Origin of the sequence: Streptomyces sp. NPDC102437, assembly GCF_044765565.1 — a bacterium.
GTDB lineage: Bacteria > Actinomycetota > Actinomycetes > Streptomycetales > Streptomycetaceae > Streptomyces.
Genome location: NZ_JBIWKI010000008.1, coordinates 12401 through 30075, shown reverse-complemented (window position 1 = coordinate 30075; position 17675 = coordinate 12401). Strand labels below are relative to the sequence as shown.

The window sequence follows — 17675 nt, the reverse complement described above, 5'->3', positions numbered from 1 at the left end:
GGTCAGACGGGGTCCAGGCGGGCCGGTTCCTCGTCCGGTTCGTCCTCGTCGAAGACGGCGCTGACGTCGAAGCGGCAGACCACCAGTTGTGGATCCGCGTCGTCGAAGGGCGCGCCGAGCCACTCCCCCGCCTCGGGGAGCTCCTCGGCAGCCGTGACCCAGAGCGTGGAGTCCCCCTCCTCCAGCCCGAACTCCGTGTGCCGGGAGGCGATCTCGTCGGGTTCGTACTCCCCGAAGAGCACGCCGAGCGCCGCGTGGACGCTGGAGCCGACCACCGCGGCGCTCCCGCTGCGCTCGTCCTGGTCGAGGTCGGCGATCCGCTGGGCCTGTGCGAGCAGCCTCGGCGGCTCCGCCACCGCGTAGTCGCGCCGGATCAGCACACTGAGTGCGTTCGGCTCCTCGGGGCCGGTGTACGGCGGCAGCGAATCCTCCGCACCCGGGATCTCGAAAGGAGTGACTTCGTCGTACCGGTCGTAGAGCAGTTCGTCGTAGAACTCGGCGGCAGCGGCCAGTGCGTTGAACGCGTCATAGACGGCCGCGTCGTCGTCCCCGGTCCGGCGTTCGACGGCCGCGAGGTGGTGGTCGAGCGCGGCTTTGACCGCCTCGGCGGCGGCGCGTACCTCGGCAGCAGTGGGCTGCGCAGCATCAGACATAGTGCAGACGCTATCCGTACACGGGCTCTGCCCGCACAATAGATGCGATGCCGGAATACGAATTTGTCGATGTGTACGTGCCGCGCGGGGTTTCCCGGAAGGAGACAGCCCGTCTGCTGACCGACCATGCCGAGTACGGTCACTGGGAGTTGGACCGGCTGACGCTGCGTCGCGACGGCAGCCGAAGGGTGCGCCTGCGGCGGCGGATCATCCGCCAGCTCCGGGCCACCTGGTAAGCCGGAGCGGGCCCGGCATCCGCGGGGCCCGCTCCTTCGTCCTGCTCGCTCGCTGTCCCGGTCCGTTACGCGGACGTCCGGGCGCGGCGGTAGAGCACGGTGCCCGCGCCTGCCAGCAGCAGGCCCGCACTCGCCGGGACCAGCAGGTCGAGCCCGCCCGCTCCGGTGTGTGCGAGCTCCGCGACGTCTGCGACGTTCCGGGTCTCGGGCGCGTTCGGCACGGTCCGCGGTCCGGGAGCCGGAGGTTCGGTCACCGGGGTGACCGGGGGCGGGGTGCCGATGGGCGGCGTGACGGCGTCCGGGCCGTTCTCGCAGTCGTTGCCGAAGGTGGGGCTGAGCAGACCTCCGATGGTGATGCTGTTCCCGCAGGCGTTGACGGGGATGTCGATGGGCGCCTGGATGTTGTTGCCGGACAGCACCCCCGGCGAGCCCGTCGTGACGCCCCGGGCCGTCGCCCCGCTCTGGGCCGTCGCCCCGTTTCGGGCCGTCGGCGCGCCGCTGATCGGAGCCCGGTGCTTGCCCGTGCCGGGCCGGCTCGCCTGGGTGAGGTCGCCGGAGACGCGGCTGCCGGAGACGTGCCTGCCCTGGGAGTCGTCCTGCGAACCGTTTCCGCAGGTGTTTCCGAACGCCGGGTTGAGCAGTGCCACGACGTCCACGGAGTTGCCGCACACGTTGACCGGTACATGGACCGGGATCTGTACCGAATTCCCTGACAGCACCCCCGGGGAATTCGTCGCTTCGCCGGACGCTCCCGCGTCAGCGTGCGCGTAACCGCCACTCAGCGCGAGCGCCCCGCCCGCCGCCGCCATGGTGATCAGGCCTTTGCGCGTGACCTGTCGCATAGGTTGTTTCCTGCCTTCTGCCTTCCGGAAAAACCCCCGGACTCGACCGTGCGGGGGCGAAGTACCCAGCGGCCCCGGAGTGCATGGTGTGCACTCCGGGGCCGACCGGATTCAAACCCTTACGGGTTGACGCACGACGTCAGGCGCTGACGCAGGTGTTGCCGAAGGCGGGGTTCAGCAGCCCGACCACGGAGGTCGTGTTGCCGCACACGTTCACCGGCACGTGGACGGGCACCTGAATGTTGTTGCCCGAGATCACGCCGGGGCTGCCGACTGCGGCGCCCTGGACACCGGAGTCCGCGACGGCCATGCCCGCACCAGCGAGCACCAGACCACCAGTGACAGCCGCAGCAGCGACGACCTTCTTGATCATTATTCCTCCTAGTTGGCAATGCGGTCCCAGCCGCGGACCGCATCACCTGTAACGAGGAAGGGGTAATCGGGCTACGAGCGCGCACCCCCTTTCACCCGTTCCGGTCAAATGCGCACACGCTGGCGATTGTTGATGCGGGAATCGGCGAAACACCGGCAAGGCGTCAGCAGTTGTCGATGAAACGGTCGAGCACCCGCACGCCGAACTTCAGACCGTCCACCGGAACGCGCTCGTCAACACCGTGGAACATGCCCGCGAAGTCGAGCTCCGGAGGCAGCTTCAGCGGGGCGAATCCGAAGCACCGGATGCCCAGGTCGTCGAAGGACTTGGCGTCGGTGCCGCCGGAGAGCATGTACGGCACGGCACGGGCGATCGGGTCCTCCGCCTTCAGGGCGACCTGCATCGCGTCGACGAGCGAGCCGTCGAAGCTGGTCTCCAGGGCCTTGTCGCCGTGCACGTCCTGGCGCTTCACGCGCGGGCCGAGGATCCGGTCCAGATCGGCCAGGAACTCCTCCTCGTAACCGGGCAGGAACCGGCCGTCGACATGGGCGATGGCCTGGCCGGGGATGACGTTCACCTTGTAGCCGGCACCCAGCATGGTGGGGGCGGCGGAGTTGCGGAGCGTGGCGCCGACCATCTTGGCGATGCCGCCCAGCTTGGCGAGCGTGGCCTCCATGTCCTCCGGGTCTAGCGGGGTGCCGAGCGCGTCGGACAGCTCGTCGAGGAAGGACCGCACGGTCTTGGTCACCCGGACCGGCCACTTGTGCCGCCCGAGCCGCCCGACCGCCTCGCAGAGCTCGGTGATCGCGTTGTCGTCGTTGGTCATCGAGCCGTGGCCGGCGGTGCCGTCCACGGTGAGCCGCATCCAGTGCATGCCCTTCTGGGCCGTCTCGACGAGGTAGAGCCGCAGCTTCTCGTTCACCGTGAAGGAGAAGCCGCCGACCTCGCCGATCGCCTCGGTGACCCCCTCGAAGAGGCCGGGGTGCTTGTCCACGAGGTACCGCGCACCGTACGTGCCGCCCGCCTCCTCGTCCGCTACGAAAGCCAGCACGATGTCGCGCGGGGGCTTGCGGCCGCTGCGCATCCGGTCGCGGACGACCGCGAGGGTCATCGCATCCATGTCCTTCATGTCGACCGCGCCCCGGCCCCACACACAGCCGTCCGCGACCTCGCCGGAGAACGGGTGGTGGGTCCAGTCGTGGGCATTGGCCGGAACCACGTCGGTGTGACCGTGGATGAGCAGCGCGGGCCTGGACGGGTCCTCGCCCTCGATCCGGGCCACGGTCGAGGCGCGGCCCTTGTGGGACTCGAAGATCTGGGGCTCCAGCCCGACCTCGGCGAGCATCGTAGCGACGTACTCGGCCGCGCCCCGCTCCCCCGGTCCCGAATGGTCTCCGTAGTTGCTGGTGTCGATCCGGATCAGCTCACGACAGAGGTCCACGACCTCGTCCTCGCCGGAGCCGGTCCGAGCCGTGCTGGTCTCGCTCACGCTGTTTCCTTCCACCGTCGCTGTGGTGCTCCCCCTCATCCTCCCGCGCCCGGCCCGCACGCCCAAGGGCACCCGCCCCTCGTCATGCGCCCTTCACGCTGTCCGGGGCGTGATCGAGCACCCCCGAATGTTTGCTATTGTTTTCCACGTCGGAACGGGCCGAAGCCCGCGAGACAGACACCTGGTCCGGGTGGCGGAATGGCAGACGCGCTAGCTTGAGGTGCTAGTGCCCTTTATCGGGCGTGGGGGTTCAAGTCCCCCCTCGGACACAATGCGAAAGCGCCGATCAGGAGCAATCCTGATCGGCGCTTTCGCGTTGTGTGGCCGACGCCCGCCGGCCCCGCTCATGCGTACCGGCCGTATCCCGAACCGGTGCTGGATGCGCTGTACGGCCGGCTCCACGGGGCCGAGCTCATCGGTTGCGGTCCGGAGGAGGTGACGCTGCCGGGCGCATGAGGGGGCCGGCCCGGTGACCGGCGATAATGTGCGGACATCCCGGGCGACGGAGCGAGGAGCCGGCACCATGAGCACCGCCGTAGTGGTCGGCGTCCCCCGGTGAGGGGGCGTGCGAAGCCCCCGGCGGCGCCGCTGCCGCAGCGGGACGGGATCGATCCGGTCCGGCTGCGGCTCCCGGAGGATCCGGACGGGGCGTGGCCGACGGTGCGTGATCACCTGCTGGCGCGGTTCTCGGACGCGATCGGGGTGCGGCGGGTGGACGCCATGTTCGCCGAGGGCCGGTTCGTCTCGGTTCGGGGACCGGTGTCCGCCGACGAGCCGTACGAGACGGGCCGGTACATCTGGTTCCACCGGGATTTCGCGCCGGAGGAACCGGTGCCGTTCCCGGTGGGGGTCGTCCACCGCGACGAGCATCTCGTCGTCGCCGCCAAGCCGCACTTCCTGGCGACGACGCCGCGCGGCCGGCACATCACCGAGACGGCGGTGGCCCGGCTGCGCCGCGAGCTGGACCTGCCCTCGCTCCAGCCGGCGCACCGGCTGGACCGGCTGACCGCGGGTCTCGTGCTGTTCGTCGTACGGCCCGGGGAGCGGGGCGCGTACCAGACGATGTTCCGGGACCGTCTGGTACGCAAGGAGTACGAGGCGGTGGCGCCGTACGATCCCGAGCGGGCCTTCCCCCGAACCGTGCGCAGCCGGATCGTGAAGGAGCGCGGGGTCATCGCCGCCCGCGAGGAGCCGGGCGAGCCGAACAGCGAGAGCCGGATCGAGCTGCTGGAGCACCGGGCGGGTCTTGGCCGCTACCGGCTGCTGCCCGCCACCGGGCGGACCCATCAGCTGCGGGTCCATATGAACGGCCTGGGGCTGCCGATCGTCCACGACCCGGTCTATCCGGTGGTCGAGGCGGAAGGGGCACCGGACGACTTCTCACATCCGCTCCAACTCCTGGCCAGGCTGCTGGAGTTCACCGATCCGGTCACGGGCGAACCGCGCCGCTTCGAGAGCGGGCTGCGGCTCTCCGCGTGGCCGGACCGGTGAGCGTGCGCGGTTCCTCGGTGACCGCGGTTGTCAGTGACCGCGGTTCTCGATGACCCCTGTTGTCAGTGGCCGCGGGCGATCCACTCGTCCAGCTGCGGGGCCTCCGCGCCGATGGTGGTGGAGTCGCCGTGTCCGGTACGGACGGTGGTCTCCGGCGGGAGGGTGAGCAGCCGGTCCCTGATCGACTCGACGATGGTCGGGAAGTGGGAGAAGGACCGTCCGGTGGCGCCGGGCCCGCCCTGGAAGAGCGTGTCCCCGGTGAAGACGGTGGACAGCTCGAGGGCGTGGAGGCAGACGGCGCCCGGGGCGTGACCGGGGGTGTGCAGGACCTTGAGCACCGTTCCGGCGATCTCCAGCTCCTGGCCGTCGGCCAGTTCGCCGTCCGGGAGGCGGTCCGGGTGGGTCCGCTTCCACAGCGGCAGGTCGTCGGGGTGCAGCAGGACCGGCGCTCCGGTCGCTTCGGCGAGTGCCGGGGCGGCGTCGATGTGGTCGTTGTGCGCGTGCGTGCAGACGATGGCGCGCAGCGTACGGCCGTTCAGCGCGGCCTCGATGGCGGCGGCGTCATGGGCGGCGTCGATGACGATCGCCTCGGTGTCGTCGCCGACGATCCAGACGTTGTTGTCGACATCCCACTCCCCGCCGTCGAGGGCGAAGGTGCCGGAGGTGACGAGGTGGTCGATGCGGGCGGCCATCAGAGGACCACCACCGAGCGCAGCACGTCACCGTCGTGCATCCGGGCGAATGCCTGCTCGACGTCGCCGAGTCCGATGGTCTCGGTGACGAACGCGCCGAGGTCGATCCGGCCCTGCTGGTGCAGGTCGATGAGCATCGGGAAGTCGCGCGAGGGCAGGCAGTCGCCGTACCAGGAGGACTTGAGCGAGCCGCCGCGCCCGAAGACGTCGATCAGCGGCAGTTCCAGCTGCATCTCCGGCGTGGGGACCCCGACCAGGACCACGGTGCCGGCGAGGTCGCGGGCGTAGAAGGCCTGCTTGTACGTCTCCGGGCGGCCGACCGCCTCGATGACGACGTCCGCGCCGTTGCCGCCGGTCAGGGAGCGGATCGCCTCGACCGGGTCGGTGGAACGGGAGTTGACGGTGTGCGTGGCGCCCATCGTCTTCGCCGTCTCCAGCTTGCGGTCGTCGATGTCCACAGCGATGATCTTCGCCGCGCCGGCCAGCCGGGCGCCGGCGATCGCCGCGTCACCGACACCGCCGCAGCCGATGACGGCGACCGAGTCGCCGCGGCCGACCTGTCCGGTGTTGATGGCGGCGCCGATGCCCGCCATCACGCCGCAGCCCAGCAGACCGGCGACGGCCGGGGAGACCTCCGGGTCTACCTTGGTGCACTGACCGGCGGCGACCAGGGTCTTCTCGGCGAACGCGCCGATGCCGAGGGCCGGCGACAGCTCGGTGCCGTCGAGCAGGGTCATCTTCTGCTTCGCGTTGTGGGTGTCGAAGCAGTACCAGGGGCGCCCGCGCAGACAGGCGCGGCACTGGCCGCACACGGCACGCCAGTTGAGGATGACGAAGTCACCGGGGGCGACGTCCGTGACGCCCTCGCCGACGGACTCCACCACGCCCGAGGCCTCGTGGCCGAGCAGGAAGGGGAAGTCGTCGTTGATTCCTCCCTGCTTGTAGTGGAGGTCGGTGTGGCAGACACCGCACGCCTGGATCTTCACCACGGCCTCGCCGGGGCCCGGGTCCGGGATCACGATCGTCTCGATCCGTACCGGCTCGTTCTTCCCCGGTGCGATGACCCCTTGCACCTGCTGCGACATACCGTGGTCTCCCTGTTTCCGTCTCTTTGCGAAGATCGATCGCGAACAACCGTACGCCCCGCGAGGGTGTCACGGCGGCGCGCCGCGTTGGCGGGAAACGACTGCCGACCGCCCGGCGGGCCGTACCGGTTTCGGTCAGATTACGCATATCACTGAACTGCCGCGCTTTCCGGGCGGTCCTTCGATACACAGGGGCCGCCGAATCAGTACCTGCGGGGGCAGGGGTCGTGTGGTCCACCAGCAGTGGAATCACTGATCATGGGGGAAGTACCTTGACCGAAATCGCCGAAATCACGGAGAAGACAGGGCAGACAGGCCGGCGCACCGACGGACCGGGGCCGGGTTCCGGAGCGGCGGCGCCCGTGGCGCCGGTCGGCGGACTCGTGCCGTACACCGACGCGTTGCCCGTCCCGCCGGTGCTGCGCCCGCAGACCGGTGACGTGCTCCGCGAGACGGAGATCGCCCTGTCGCCCACCTGGGTACGGCTGCACTCGCAGCTGCCGCCGACCCTGATGTGGGGGTACAACGGCACGGTGCCGGGACCGACCATCGAGGTGCGGCGCGGGGAGCGGGTCAGGATCGCCTGGACCAACCGCATCCCCAGGGGCAGCGAGTACCCGGTCACGGCCGTGGAGGTCGGCCCGGTCAAGCAGGGCGAACCGGCGCCGCACAACCGTCCCGGACGCGACGGCGTCGAGCCGAACCCGGATGTCGCCGCGCTGCCCGCCTGGACGGTGACCCATCTGCACGGCGCGCAGACCGGTGGCGGCAACGACGGTTGGGCGGACAACGCGGTCGGCTTCGGCGACGCGCAGCTCTCGGAGTACCCGAACGACCACCAGGCCGCCCAGTGGTGGTACCACGACCATGCCATGAACATCACGCGGTGGAACGTGTACGCCGGGCTCGTCGGCACCTATCTGATCAGGGACGACGAGGAGGACGCGCTCGGTCTGCCGTCCGGCGACCGGGAGTTGCCGCTGATCCTGGCCGACCGCAATCTGGACACCGACGAGGACGGCCGGCTCAACGGGCGGCTGCTGCACAAGACGACGGTGCTGGTGGAGGCCGACCCGGAGACCGGGAAGCCGGTGTCGCTGCCGTTCTTCGGCCCGTACACGACGGTCAACGGCCGTATCTGGCCCCATCTGGACGTGGACGACGCGTGGTACCGCTTCCGGCTGGTCAACGCGTCCAACGCGCGGATCTACGACCTGGTGCTGGTCGACGAGGACAACAACCCGGTCCCGGGGGTGATCCGGCAGATCGGCAGTGACGGCGGGCTGTTGCCGCGCCCGGTGCCGGTCGACTTCGACGAGGTGCTGCCGCAGCTGACGATCGCCCCGGCGGAGCGGATGGATCTGCTGATCGACTTCTCGGCGCTGGCCGGCCGCCGGGTCCGGCTGGTCAACCGCGGCAAGCTCGCGCCGGGGGTGCCGGACCCGGCCACGAACGTGCCGTACCCGCAGGTGATGGAGTTCCGGGTAAGGGAGACGGGGCAGCGGGACGGTTTCGAGCTGCCCGAGGTGCTGTCCGGTTCCTTCCGGCGGTACGAGCACGGCCAGGTGGAGCACGGGCACCGGCTCGTGGTGCTGACGGTGCCCGGCACGGTCGGCGGCGGCGGTCACCCGGAGATCTGGGAGATGGCGGAGGTCGAGGACGCCGCCGAGGTGCGGGTGCCCTCGGACGGTGTCATCCAGGTCCGGGGCGCGGACGGCACGGTGCGTACATATCGCAGGATCGCGCGGACCTTCAACGACGGGCTCGGCTTCACGGTGGGCGAAGGCGCCTTCGAGCAGTGGTCGTTCCTCAACCTGGGCGGTCCGACGCATCCGATGCACATCCACCTGGCGGACTTCCAGGTGATGGGCCGGGAGGCGTACGAGCTCGACGGCTTCGACCCGGCGCTCGGCGGAACCCGCTCCCCCGTGGAGTTCGACCATGGCACCACGATCCCGACGGCACCGAACGAGCAGGGCTGGAAGGACGTCTTCCGGGTGCCTGCCGGGCAGTTGGTGAAGGTGCTCGGGAAGTTCGACGGGGCGTACGGGCGGTTCATGTACCACTGCCACCTGCTGGAGCACGAGGACATGGGCATGATGCGGCCGTTCGTCGTGATGCCGCCCGAGGCGGTGAAGTTCGACCACGGCGCCGGGCACGGCGGCCACCACGGACACAGCGGCTGACCACGCGTACCGGCTGAACCGGCGGCCCCCGCGGAATCGCTCCGCGGGGGCCGCCGTGCGTCCGGGGGAGCCGTGGCTCAGGGGGCGAGTACGTCCAGCTCGTGCAGGGCGCCCACCGCGATCTCCTTCGTCAGCCGCTCCGCCTCCACGGCGTCACCCTCGCGCACCGCCTCGGCGAGCCGGACGTGGAGGGTGACCGCGGCCGGGTCGGGGTCCTCGAACATCACCTGGTGATGGGTGCGGCCCGCCAGGACCTCGGCGACGACGTCGCCGAGCCTCGCGAACATCTCGTTGCCGGAGGCGTTGAGCACGATCCGGTGGAACGCGATGTCGTGCTCCAGATAGCCCTCCAGCTGCTGGCCGCGCGAGGTGGCGACCATGCCGAGCGCACACTCGGTGAGGGCCGCGCACTGCTCCGGGGTGGCGTTGCGGGCGGCGAGGCCGGCCGCGACCGGTTCGATCGCCGAGCGCAGCACGGTCAGGGAACGCAGCTGGCGCGGGCGGTCGGCGCCGGCCAGCCGCCACCGGATGACCTGCGGATCGTAGACGTTCCACGCCTCGGTCGGCCGCACCGTCACGCCGACCCGGCGCCGGGACTCGACCAGGTGCATGGACTCCAGGACGCGGATCACTTCCCGTACGACGGTGCGCGAGACGTCGAAGCGCTGGGCCAGCTCGTCGGTGCGCAGCACCTGTCCCGGCGGGTGCGCCCCGGCGGCGATCTCCAGACCCAGGGTGTCCAGCACATATGTATGCAGCCCGGCGCCCTGTGTGGTCATGAGCACAGCCTACGGGGCACCCTTCAGGAACAAAAAGTACGACGTTTACGTCACAGAATCTTGAATAAGTCGTATGTATAGGTTTCAGTAGCGCGACGGACCGATGTCGAGGAAGACGTCGAACAAGACTGCGAGGCACCACCAATGAGCACCCCCCACGTCGTCGTGGTGATGGGCGTAGCAGGGACCGGCAAGACCACGATCGGCCCCCTGCTCGCCGCCGGACTCGGCGTTCCGTACGCAGAGGGCGATGACTTCCATCCCGCGGCGAACATCGCCAAGATGTCGGCCGGTATCCCGCTGGACGACTCCGACCGGTGGCCCTGGCTCGACGCGATCGGCCGGTGGGCGCACGGCCGGGCCGGGCTCGGCGGAGTGGTGAGCAGCTCGGCGCTCAAGCGGGCCTACCGGGATCGGCTGCGCGCCGAGGCCCCCGGTGCGGTCTTCCTCCATCTGACCGGCGACCGGGCTCTGATCGAGCGGCGCATGGCGGAGCGCAAGGGGCACTTCATGCCCACCGCGCTGCTCGACTCGCAGTTCGCCACCCTGCAGCCGCTGCAGGAGGACGAGGCCGGTGTCTCGGTCGACGTGTCCGGCACCCCTGAAGAAATCACCGAACGAGCCGTCGCCGCGTTGCGCCGGCTCGAAAACTAAGGATCACCACCGTGACCAGTCTCAGTGTCGAGATGTTGGCAGCGGACGCCGTCGAACCGATCACTTCGGCAGGCAACGCGCAGTTGGGCATAGCCGTTCTGGCGGGCATCGCCGTCATCGTTCTGCTCATCACCAAGTTCAAGATGCACGCGTTCCTCGCGCTGACCATCGGCTCGCTGGCGCTCGGCTCGTTCGCCGGTGCCGCTCCGGCCAAGACGATCGCCAGCTTCACCGCCGGCCTGGGCTCGACCGTCGCGAGCGTCGGTGTGCTGATCGCGCTCGGCGCGATCCTGGGCAAGCTGCTGGCCGACTCCGGCGGCGCGGACCAGATCGTCGACACCATCCTGGCCAAGGCGAGCAGGCGCTCCATGCCGTGGGCGATGGTCCTGATCGCCTCGATCATCGGTCTGCCGCTCTTCTTCGAGGTCGGCATCGTGCTGCTGATCCCGGTGGTGCTGCTCGTCGCCAAGCGCGGCAACTTCTCCCTGATGCGGATCGGTATCCCGGCGCTGGCCGGGCTCTCCGTGATGCACGGCTTGATCCCGCCGCACCCCGGCCCGCTGGTGGCGATCGACGCCCTCGGCGCCAACCTCGGGGTCACGCTGGCGCTGGGTGTGCTGGTCGCGATCCCGACCGTGATCATCGCCGGGCCGCTCTTCTCCCGCTACGCCGCGCGCTGGGTGGACATCAAGGCTCCGGAGAAGATGGTTCCGCAGCGTCCTTCTGAGGACCTGGACCGTCGTCCCAGCTTCGGCGCCACTCTCGCGACGATCCTGCTGCCGGTCGTGCTGATGCTGGTCAAGGCCCTGGTCGACATCGTGGTGGACGACCCGGAGCAGGGCCTGCAGAAGGTCACCGATGTGATCGGCTCGCCGCTGATCGCGCTGCTCGCGGCCGTCATAGTCGGCATGTTCACGCTGGGCCGGGCGGCCGGGTTCTCCAAGGGCCGGCTCTCCACCACCGTCGAGAAGTCGCTGGCCCCGATCGCCGGTGTGCTGCTGATCGTGGGCGCGGGCGGCGGTTTCAAGCAGACCCTGATCGACGCCGGCGTGGGCCAGATGATCCTGGACTTCTCCAAGGACTGGTCGATCCCGGCGCTCCTGCTGGGCTGGCTGATCGCCGTCGCGATCCGGCTGGCGACCGGTTCGGCGACCGTGGCCACCATCTCGGCGGCCGGGCTGGTCGCCCCGCTGGCCGCCGACATGTCGACGTCCCACGCCGCCCTGCTGGTCCTCGCCGTCGGCGCGGGCTCGCTCTTCTTCAGCCACGTCAATGACGCCGGATTCTGGCTGGTGAAGGAATACTTCGGCATGGACGTCGGACAGACGGTGAAGACCTGGTCGGTGATGGAGACGATCATCTCCGTGGTCTCGCTGGCCTTCATCCTGCTGCTGTCGCTAGTCCTCTAGCGCGCGGCCGCCCGCACGGTCCTCCCCCCACAGCGCATGCTGTGACCGTGCCCAATGGCGCTCGACCGACCCGGTGCGCATGCCACGGCGTGCCTCCGGGTCGGCGAGCGCCATTGCCATGTGCCCTGCCAGCACGATGCCGACCGCGAGCGCCAGCCAGTCGTGGACGAAGGTCGCGCCGGTGCGCCACGGCAGCGGGGCGAGGCCGGTGAACCACATCAGTACGCCGGTGCCGGCCATCACCAGCGTCGCGCCGGCGATCCATGCCGCGTACAGCTTCTGTCCGGCGTTGAACTTCCCGGCCGGCCGGGATTGCGGCCGGTGGTCGCGGCGGCGCACCGCCCGCAGCCACTGCCGGTCGTGCGGCCCGAAGCGGTTGAGCCGGGACAGGTCTGCCCGCAGCGCCCGGGACAGCAGGCCGGCCAGGACGGGCACCGGGGTCAGCACCCCGGACCACTCGTGCACGGTGACCACCAGACGGCGGCGGCCGACGAGCTCGGCGAGCTGGGGCACGTACAGACAGGCCGCACCCGCCACGCACACCAGCATCAGCGCCGCCGTGGTCCGGTGCACCCAGCGCTCCGCACGGGTGAAGCGCTGGACGCGGTCAGACGGTGGGGGCGTCGTCGCGGCCGTTGGACCGGCCGACCCAGGCGTCGACGTCATAGCCGAGCTCCTCCCAGTAGCCGGGTCGCACGGAGTCGGTGACGGTGATCCCGGAGAGCCATTTCGCCGACTTGTAGAAGTACATCGGGGCCACGTAGAGCCGGACCGGCCCGCCGTGCGCGTGGCTCAGCGGGCTGTCCCGCAGGCGCAGCGCGACCAGTACGTCGGCGCGGCGGGCCTGGGCGAGGGTGAGGCTCTCGCTGTAGGCGCCGTCGAAGCAGGTGAAGCGGACGGCCTTCGCCCCGGGCCGTACCCCCGCCGCGTCCAGCAGCGTGGAGAGCCGGACCCCTTCGAAGGGCGTCCCTGGCACCCGCCAGCCGGTGACGCACTGGACGTCACGGACCATGCGGGTCTGCGGCAGGGCCTTCAGGCCGTCCAGGGTGTATGTGGCCGGGCGCTCGACCAGGCCGTCCACGGTCAGCCGGTAGTCGTCCGCGCTCTTCTCCGGCACGGAGGAGGTGACGGAGTAGTAGCGGAAGCCGCCGCCGTTGGGCAGCAGCCCGGTCAGGCCGGTGGGGTCCTTGTCGGCGACCGCGCCGAGACCGGATTCCAGCGTGCGTTGCAGCACGGGCGCGGCGACGACCCCGGCGGCGCCCAGGCCGAGCATGGCCAGGACCAGGCGGCGGCCCAGAGGGGTGCCTTCGGCATCGGGAGGGCGACTGTTCACCCGGCCATTCGACCAGTTGCGGCCGCCGGTCGCCAGGGGCCGGGTGCCGCCCGCCCGGAGCCGCGGCCAACTTCGCCCGCCTTGCGCGGAGTTGGCCGACCCTGCCCGGCGCTCGGCCCGGCGCCGCGTTCCAGGGGCATGTCAGACTTGTCGCCATGTCGAACCGTGAACCCCTCAAGCCGTTTCTGCTCGCCTTCCCCGGACCGCTGCGCGATCAGCTGGTGGGGGCGGTGCTCGCCGGTACGAAGGTCTCGACGACCGGGCTGCTCGCGGAGTACGAGGCGGAGAAGGAGGAGCTGCCTCCGGTGGGTGAGCGCTCCGCGCTGATCGACTCGGACGGCCGGGAGACCGCGGTGCTGGAGGTGACGGAGGTGCGGGTGCTGCGTCTGGGAGACGTCGGCCTCCAGCATGTGATCGACGAGGGCGAGGGCGACACCTCGGTCGCCCAGTGGCGTGCGGGGCACGAGAGGTTCTGGCACGGCGAGGAGATGCGGGAGGCGCTCGGCGACCCGGATTTCACCGTCGACGACGACACCATGGTGGTCGCCGAACGGTTCCGGGTCGTCGAGCTGCTGGACCCCGTCGTGGGGGCGGAGGAGCGGTAGGCAGGCCATCCGGCCGACCGCTGAACCACGGCGGTGCCGGGCTTGAACGCCATGGCGGAGCCTCGCCGGCCGGCTGGTGGAGGTGGTGCGGGAGGCGAAGGCCCGGGCCGCTCGCGCGGCGGCTTCACCAGCAGGATCCACCTGAGCGCGGACGGCTGCTGTCGTCCGTTCTCCCTGATCGTCACGCCGGGGCAGCGGGCCGACTGCACCCAGTTCGTTCCAGTGCTGCGGGAGATCCGGATCCCCCGCCCCGGACCGGGCGGACCACGCAGGACCTCGTCGCGGGCAGCGCCACCGACCGAGTCCTGTACCGCGCCGCAGGCAGCCCCGAGACGCGCCATCGGCTCGACCTGCCCTCCTAGCCGACCGCCTTCGCCGCCGCGCGGCCGGCCGCGCGGCCGGAGAAGATGCAGCCGCCGAGGAAGGTCCCTTCCAGCGACCGGTAGCCATGCACCCCGCCGCCGCCGAAGCCGGCCGCCTCCCCCGCCGCGTACACACCGTCCAGCGGGGTGCCGTCCTCGGTCAGCACGCGGGAGGACAGGTCCGTCTCCAGGCCGCCGAGCGACTTGCGGGTCAGGATGTTCAGCCGTACGGCGATCAGCGGGCCGGCCTCGGGGTCGAGGATGCGGTGCGGCGCGGCGGTGCGGATCAGTTTGTCGCCGAGGTAGGCGCGGGCCCCGCGGATCGCGGTGATCTGGAGGTCCTTGGTGAAGGGGTTGGCGACCTCGCGGTCGCGTGCGGTGATCTCGCGGCGCAGTTCGGCCTCGTCGATCAGCGGCTCACCGGTGAGCGCGTTCATACCCCGGACGAGTGCGGAGAGGTCCTTCTCGACGACGAAGTCCGCGCCGTTGTCCATGAACGCCTTCACGGGGGCCGGAACGTCGGCGCGGGCCCGGCCTATGACATCGCGGATCGACTTTCCGGTGAGGTCCGGGTTCTGCTCGGAGCCGGAGAGCGCGAACTCCTTGCCGATGATCTTCTTGTCGAGGACGAACCAGGTGTGGTCGTGGCCGGACCTCATGATGTGTTCGAGGGTGCCCAGGGTGTCGAAGCCCGGGAAGAGCGGGACCGGAAGGCGCTTGCCGGTGGCGTCCAGCCAGAGCGAGGACGGTCCGGGCAGGATCCGGATCCCGTGCTTGGCCCAGATCGGGTTCCAGTTCTCGATGCCCTCGGTGTAGTGCCACATCCGGTCGCGGTTGATGTGGTGGGCGCCGGCCTCCTCCGCGATGCCGAGCATCAGCCCGTCGACATGGGCGGGGACACCGGAGAGCATCTTCGCGGGCGGGGTGCCCAGCCGTGCGGGCCACTGCTTGCGCACGAGGTCGTGGTTGCCGCCGATGCCGCCGGAGGTGACGATCACCGCCTGGGCCCGCAGCTCGAACGTGCCGGTGGCCACCCTGCTGCTCGCGGTGCCCCGGGCCGCCGCGCTCGGCTCCAGCACCTCGCCGGTCACCGTGTCGACGGCGCCCGCGGTGCGGCCGAGGCCGGTGACCCGGTGGCGGAAGCAGAACCGTACGAGGCCCTTGGCAACGCCCGCGCGGACCCGGCGCTCGAAGGGGGCGACGACGCCGGGGCCGGTGCCCCAGGTGATGTGGAAGCGGGGTACGGAGTTGCCGTGGCCGTTCGCGTCGTAGCCGCCGCGCTCGGCCCAGCCGACGACGGGGAAGATCCGCAGTCCCTGGGCGTGCAGCCAGGAGCGCTTCTCACCGGCCGCGAAGTCGACGTACGCCTCGGCCCACTTCCGCGGCCAGTGGTCCTCCTCGCGGTCGAAGCCCGCCGTGCCGAGCCAGTCCTGGAGGGCGAGCTCATGGCTGTCCTTGACCCGCATCCGACGCTGCTCGGGCGAGTCGACGAGGAAGAGGCCGCCGAAGGACCAGTGCGCCTGGCCGCCGATCGACTGCTCGGGCTCCTGGTCGAGCAGGATCACCGAGCGGCCCGCGTCGACCAGCTCGGCGGTGGCCACCAGGCCGGCGAGCCCTGCCCCGATCACGATCACATCAGCGTCGTACGCCATGGGTTCCATCCTTGTCGGGGTGATCCGGTCACAGCCACGGGTCCGGCTCCGGCACCGTCGCGGCGCCTGAAGTTACTCGTGCGTCAGATCTTCGGCACCGGCCGCCGCGACGTCAACCGCCCGGTCGGCGGCGCTCCGGCCGCACCCCTGGGACCGAGGCGTTATGGTCGAGACAAATCACCCACTTCTGGCCTGACTTGAGGTAGAAGCGTGTCGGTGCTGGTCCTCGTTCTCGCCGTGAGCGCCGCCTGCTGCCTGGGATTCGGCTTCGTCCTGCAGCAGGCCGCCGCCTCGCACGCCCCGAGGAGCGACTACCTCTCGCCCCGGCTGCTGCTGGACCTGATGCGGGTGCCGAGCTGGCTGGCCGGGATCGGACTGATGGTCTGCGGCATGGTGCTGGGCGCCCTGGCCCTGGGCAAGGGCGAGGTGTCCGTCGTCGAACCCCTCCTCGCGACCAATCTGTTCTTCGCGATGGTCCTGTCCCGCCATCGCACCGGTCAGCGGCTCGGCCATCAGGGCTGGGCCGGTCTCTGGCTGCTGGCCGGCGGGGTCACCGCCTTCCTGCTGGCGGGCCAGCCGCAGGGCGGCCAGGCGGTGACCAGCCCGCTGCGGCACTGGCTGGTGATCGGCGTCGTCGTGGGCACCGCACTGCTGCTCACCGCCTTCGCCAGACGCTCCGAGTCCGGGGCCGCCCCGGCACTGCTCGCGGTGGCGGCCGGGCTGCTGTACGGACTGCAGGACGCGCTCACCCGGGTCAGCGGCCAGCGGCTTTCCGACGAGGGGTTGGCGACACTGGTGACGGGGTGGCAGCCGTACGCGGTGGTGGTGCTGGGGGTGACCGGGCTGGTGCTGGTGCAGAGCGCCTTCGAGACGGGCCCGCTCCGGGTCTCGCTGCCGCCGCTGACCGCCGCCCAGCCACTGGCCGGGATCGCTTGCGGGGTCGGTTTCCTCGGCGACCAGCTGCGTACCGACGCCGGCGCGCTGGCCTGGCAGGCGGTCGGCCTCGTGGCGATCGTGGTCGGGATCGTGCTGCTCGGGCTGCATCCGGCGATGCCGGAGGGGCCGGTGGGCGGGCGCCGCGAGAAGAGCCTCCAGCCGAACTGAGCGAAGTCCGGGCGGGGGCGGTGCCCTCACTGGTTTTTAATAATGCCCAGCATTACAGTGGGCTCCATGGCGCGAACATCCGGTCAGGAGACCAGGGAGAAGCTGATCCACGCGGCCGAGGAGGTCTTCGCGGCGCAGGGCACCGACGGCGCCCAGCTGCGGGACATCGTCCGGCTGGCCGGGCAGAACAACCCTTCCGCGGTCCAGTACCACTTCGGTTCCCGGGCCGGGCTGCTCGACGCCGTGATGGCGGGCCGCCAGGCCCGTACCGAACAGGTGCTGGCCCCCCTGCTCGACGGGCTGGGCGAGGACTGCGGCGTACGGGAGCTGCTCGCCGCGCTGATCGCGGCCGAGGCGAGCCTGCTCGCCGACGACCGGGGCCGCCGCTGCCTGCGGATCTCGGCCCGGCTCACCCATGAGACCGGGCTGCGGACCGGCCGGCTGCACCCCGCCCTGGACGGCACCGCCTACGGACGGCTGATCGGCCGCATGGGGGAGCGACTGGACGAGCTGCCCGGCCCCGTACGCCTGGAGCGCCTCGACCTGGCGCTCACCCTGATCGGCGCGGCGCTGGCCGACCGCGCCCATCAGCGTCTCGACGGCATCGAATCGCTGACCGGCGACGAGCTCTTCCTCGCCGATCTCGTCGAGACCACCACCGCGTTCCTGTGCGCCCCCACGCCGGGCAACGCGTGACCGACCGCACCACTTGGCATCTGTACCGCATGAA

18 protein-coding genes and 1 tRNA gene are annotated in these 17675 nt (G+C 70.7%); 9 read left to right on the top strand and 10 right to left on the bottom strand.

All coding sequences use genetic code 11. The annotated features are described in order from the left end of the window. Window positions 1-2: 2 nt before the first annotated feature. Window positions 3-653 (bottom strand): hypothetical protein, encoded by a 651-nt coding sequence (locus ACIRJP_RS12385; protein WP_404171809.1) that lies wholly within the window; start codon window positions 651-653, stop codon window positions 3-5. Window positions 654-700: 47 nt separating this feature from the next. Here ACIRJP_RS12385 and ACIRJP_RS12380 point away from each other — a divergent pair, with 47 nt between their 5' ends. Continuing rightward, a complete protein-coding gene (locus tag ACIRJP_RS12380; protein WP_030918345.1) occupies window positions 701-889 on the top strand; it encodes a DUF5703 family protein in 189 nt (62 codons plus the stop codon). A 65-nt stretch (window positions 890-954) separates the two neighbouring features. Here ACIRJP_RS12380 and ACIRJP_RS12375 read toward each other — a convergent pair whose 3' ends face one another. From ACIRJP_RS12375 to ACIRJP_RS12365, 3 genes are all read right to left on the bottom strand, one after another. Further along, complete coding sequence (locus ACIRJP_RS12375) at window positions 955-1731, bottom strand: chaplin (RefSeq protein ID WP_404171805.1); 777 nt, start codon at window positions 1729-1731, stop codon at window positions 955-957. Window positions 1732-1870: 139 nt separating this feature from the next. Continuing rightward, entirely contained in the window at window positions 1871-2104 is a 234-nt protein-coding gene (locus ACIRJP_RS12370; protein WP_404171802.1) for a chaplin, read from the bottom strand. Window positions 2105-2267: 163 nt separating this feature from the next. Continuing rightward, window positions 2268-3593: a M20/M25/M40 family metallo-hydrolase gene (locus ACIRJP_RS12365; protein ID WP_404171799.1), complete on the bottom strand. Its 1326-nt coding sequence runs from the start codon at window positions 3591-3593 to the stop codon at window positions 2268-2270. 184 nt (window positions 3594-3777) lie between these two features. Between ACIRJP_RS12365 and ACIRJP_RS12360 the strand changes: the two genes are divergently transcribed. Both ACIRJP_RS12360 and ACIRJP_RS12355 read left to right on the top strand, forming a co-directional pair. Then, window positions 3778-3862, top strand: a tRNA-Leu gene (locus tag ACIRJP_RS12360). Between the two features lie 286 nt (window positions 3863-4148). After that, window positions 4149-5084 carry a pseudouridine synthase gene (locus tag ACIRJP_RS12355; RefSeq protein ID WP_404171796.1) on the top strand — a complete coding sequence of 312 codons (936 nt, stop codon included), beginning with the start codon at window positions 4149-4151 and terminating at the stop codon, window positions 5082-5084. Window positions 5085-5146: 62 nt separating this feature from the next. Here the strand turns inward: ACIRJP_RS12355 and ACIRJP_RS12350 are convergent, their stop codons facing one another. Together ACIRJP_RS12350 and ACIRJP_RS12345 are read right to left on the bottom strand one after the other, a co-directional pair. Beyond that, the gene (locus ACIRJP_RS12350) at window positions 5147-5776 is read right to left on the bottom strand and encodes an MBL fold metallo-hydrolase (RefSeq protein WP_404171793.1); all 630 of its coding nucleotides are present in this window, start codon (window positions 5774-5776) and stop codon (window positions 5147-5149) included. Continuing rightward, on the bottom strand, window positions 5776-6861 hold the full coding sequence (locus ACIRJP_RS12345; protein WP_389974607.1) for an S-(hydroxymethyl)mycothiol dehydrogenase: 1086 nt from the start codon (window positions 6859-6861) through the stop codon (window positions 5776-5778). Before ACIRJP_RS12345 ends, ACIRJP_RS12350 begins: the two co-directional genes overlap by 1 nt. 272 nt (window positions 6862-7133) lie before the next feature. Between ACIRJP_RS12345 and phsA the strand changes: the two genes are divergently transcribed. Next, a complete protein-coding gene (gene phsA / locus ACIRJP_RS12340; protein WP_404171789.1) occupies window positions 7134-9047 on the top strand; it encodes an O-aminophenol oxidase PhsA in 1914 nt (637 codons plus the stop codon). A 77-nt stretch (window positions 9048-9124) separates the two neighbouring features. On the opposite strand, the gene ACIRJP_RS12335 is transcribed toward phsA, so the two are convergent. After that, window positions 9125-9826, bottom strand: a complete 702-nt coding sequence (locus ACIRJP_RS12335) for a FadR/GntR family transcriptional regulator (protein ID WP_404171786.1) — start codon at window positions 9824-9826, stop codon at window positions 9125-9127. 144 nt (window positions 9827-9970) lie between these two features. Between ACIRJP_RS12335 and ACIRJP_RS12330 the strand changes: the two genes are divergently transcribed. After that, window positions 9971-10480, top strand: a complete 510-nt coding sequence (locus tag ACIRJP_RS12330; protein WP_404171783.1) for a gluconokinase — start codon at window positions 9971-9973, stop codon at window positions 10478-10480. Window positions 10481-10491: 11 nt separating this feature from the next. Beyond that, window positions 10492-11889, top strand: a complete 1398-nt coding sequence (locus tag ACIRJP_RS12325) for a GntP family permease (protein WP_404171780.1) — start codon at window positions 10492-10494, stop codon at window positions 11887-11889. Here ACIRJP_RS12325 and ACIRJP_RS12320 read toward each other — a convergent pair. Continuing rightward, window positions 11878-12555, bottom strand: a complete 678-nt coding sequence (locus ACIRJP_RS12320) for a cytochrome b/b6 domain-containing protein (protein ID WP_404171777.1) — start codon at window positions 12553-12555, stop codon at window positions 11878-11880. The two genes, ACIRJP_RS12325 and ACIRJP_RS12320, sit on opposite strands and share 12 nt — an antisense overlap. Continuing rightward, window positions 12497-13162 (bottom strand): molybdopterin-dependent oxidoreductase, encoded by a 666-nt coding sequence (locus ACIRJP_RS12315; protein WP_404172277.1) that lies wholly within the window; start codon window positions 13160-13162, stop codon window positions 12497-12499. Before ACIRJP_RS12315 ends, ACIRJP_RS12320 begins: the two co-directional genes overlap by 59 nt. Before the next feature lie 215 nt (window positions 13163-13377). On the opposite strand from ACIRJP_RS12315, the gene ACIRJP_RS12310 reads away from it, so the two are divergent. Beyond that, a complete protein-coding gene (locus ACIRJP_RS12310; protein ID WP_404171774.1) occupies window positions 13378-13827 on the top strand; it encodes an ASCH domain-containing protein in 450 nt (149 codons plus the stop codon). 358 nt (window positions 13828-14185) lie between these two features. Here ACIRJP_RS12310 and ACIRJP_RS12305 read toward each other — a convergent pair whose 3' ends face one another. After that, window positions 14186-15841, bottom strand: a complete 1656-nt coding sequence (locus tag ACIRJP_RS12305; protein ID WP_404171772.1) for an FAD-binding dehydrogenase — start codon at window positions 15839-15841, stop codon at window positions 14186-14188. 210 nt (window positions 15842-16051) lie between these two features. On the opposite strand from ACIRJP_RS12305, the gene ACIRJP_RS12300 reads away from it, so the two are divergent. Together ACIRJP_RS12300 and ACIRJP_RS12295 are read left to right on the top strand one after the other, a co-directional pair. Continuing rightward, window positions 16052-16945 (top strand): DMT family transporter, encoded by an 894-nt coding sequence (locus ACIRJP_RS12300; protein WP_383714311.1) that lies wholly within the window; start codon window positions 16052-16054, stop codon window positions 16943-16945. 66 nt (window positions 16946-17011) lie between these two features. Continuing rightward, window positions 17012-17641: a TetR/AcrR family transcriptional regulator gene (locus tag ACIRJP_RS12295; protein ID WP_404171769.1), complete on the top strand. Its 630-nt coding sequence runs from the start codon at window positions 17012-17014 to the stop codon at window positions 17639-17641. Window positions 17642-17675: the final 34 nt, after the last annotated feature.

Bases quoted from the DNA above. Each gene is read 5' to 3' on its own strand.
- ACIRJP_RS12320 (WP_404171777.1), bottom strand. From the start codon at position 12,555: ATGACGTCGACGCCTGGGTCGGCCGGTCCAACGGCCGCGACGACGCCC.
- ACIRJP_RS12345 (WP_389974607.1), bottom strand. From the start codon at position 6,861: ATGTCGCAGCAGGTGCAAGGGGTCATCGCACCGGGGAAGAACGAGCCG.
- ACIRJP_RS12380 (WP_030918345.1), top strand. From the start codon at position 701: ATGCCGGAATACGAATTTGTCGATGTGTACGTGCCGCGCGGGGTTTCC.
- ACIRJP_RS12350 (WP_404171793.1), bottom strand. From the start codon at position 5,776: ATGGCCGCCCGCATCGACCACCTCGTCACCTCCGGCACCTTCGCCCTC.
- ACIRJP_RS12385 (WP_404171809.1), bottom strand. From the start codon at position 653: ATGTCTGATGCTGCGCAGCCCACTGCTGCCGAGGTACGCGCCGCCGCC.
- ACIRJP_RS12310 (WP_404171774.1), top strand. From the start codon at position 13,378: ATGTCGAACCGTGAACCCCTCAAGCCGTTTCTGCTCGCCTTCCCCGGA.
- ACIRJP_RS12315 (WP_404172277.1), bottom strand. From the start codon at position 13,162: ATGCTCGGCCTGGGCGCCGCCGGGGTCGTCGCCGCGCCCGTGCTGCAA.
- ACIRJP_RS12370 (WP_404171802.1), bottom strand. From the start codon at position 2,104: ATGATCAAGAAGGTCGTCGCTGCTGCGGCTGTCACTGGTGGTCTGGTG.
- ACIRJP_RS12335 (WP_404171786.1), bottom strand. From the start codon at position 9,826: ATGACCACACAGGGCGCCGGGCTGCATACATATGTGCTGGACACCCTG.
- ACIRJP_RS12330 (WP_404171783.1), top strand. From the start codon at position 9,971: ATGAGCACCCCCCACGTCGTCGTGGTGATGGGCGTAGCAGGGACCGGC.
- ACIRJP_RS12295 (WP_404171769.1), top strand. From the start codon at position 17,012: ATGGCGCGAACATCCGGTCAGGAGACCAGGGAGAAGCTGATCCACGCG.
- ACIRJP_RS12305 (WP_404171772.1), bottom strand. From the start codon at position 15,841: ATGGCGTACGACGCTGATGTGATCGTGATCGGGGCAGGGCTCGCCGGC.
- ACIRJP_RS12375 (WP_404171805.1), bottom strand. From the start codon at position 1,731: ATGCGACAGGTCACGCGCAAAGGCCTGATCACCATGGCGGCGGCGGGC.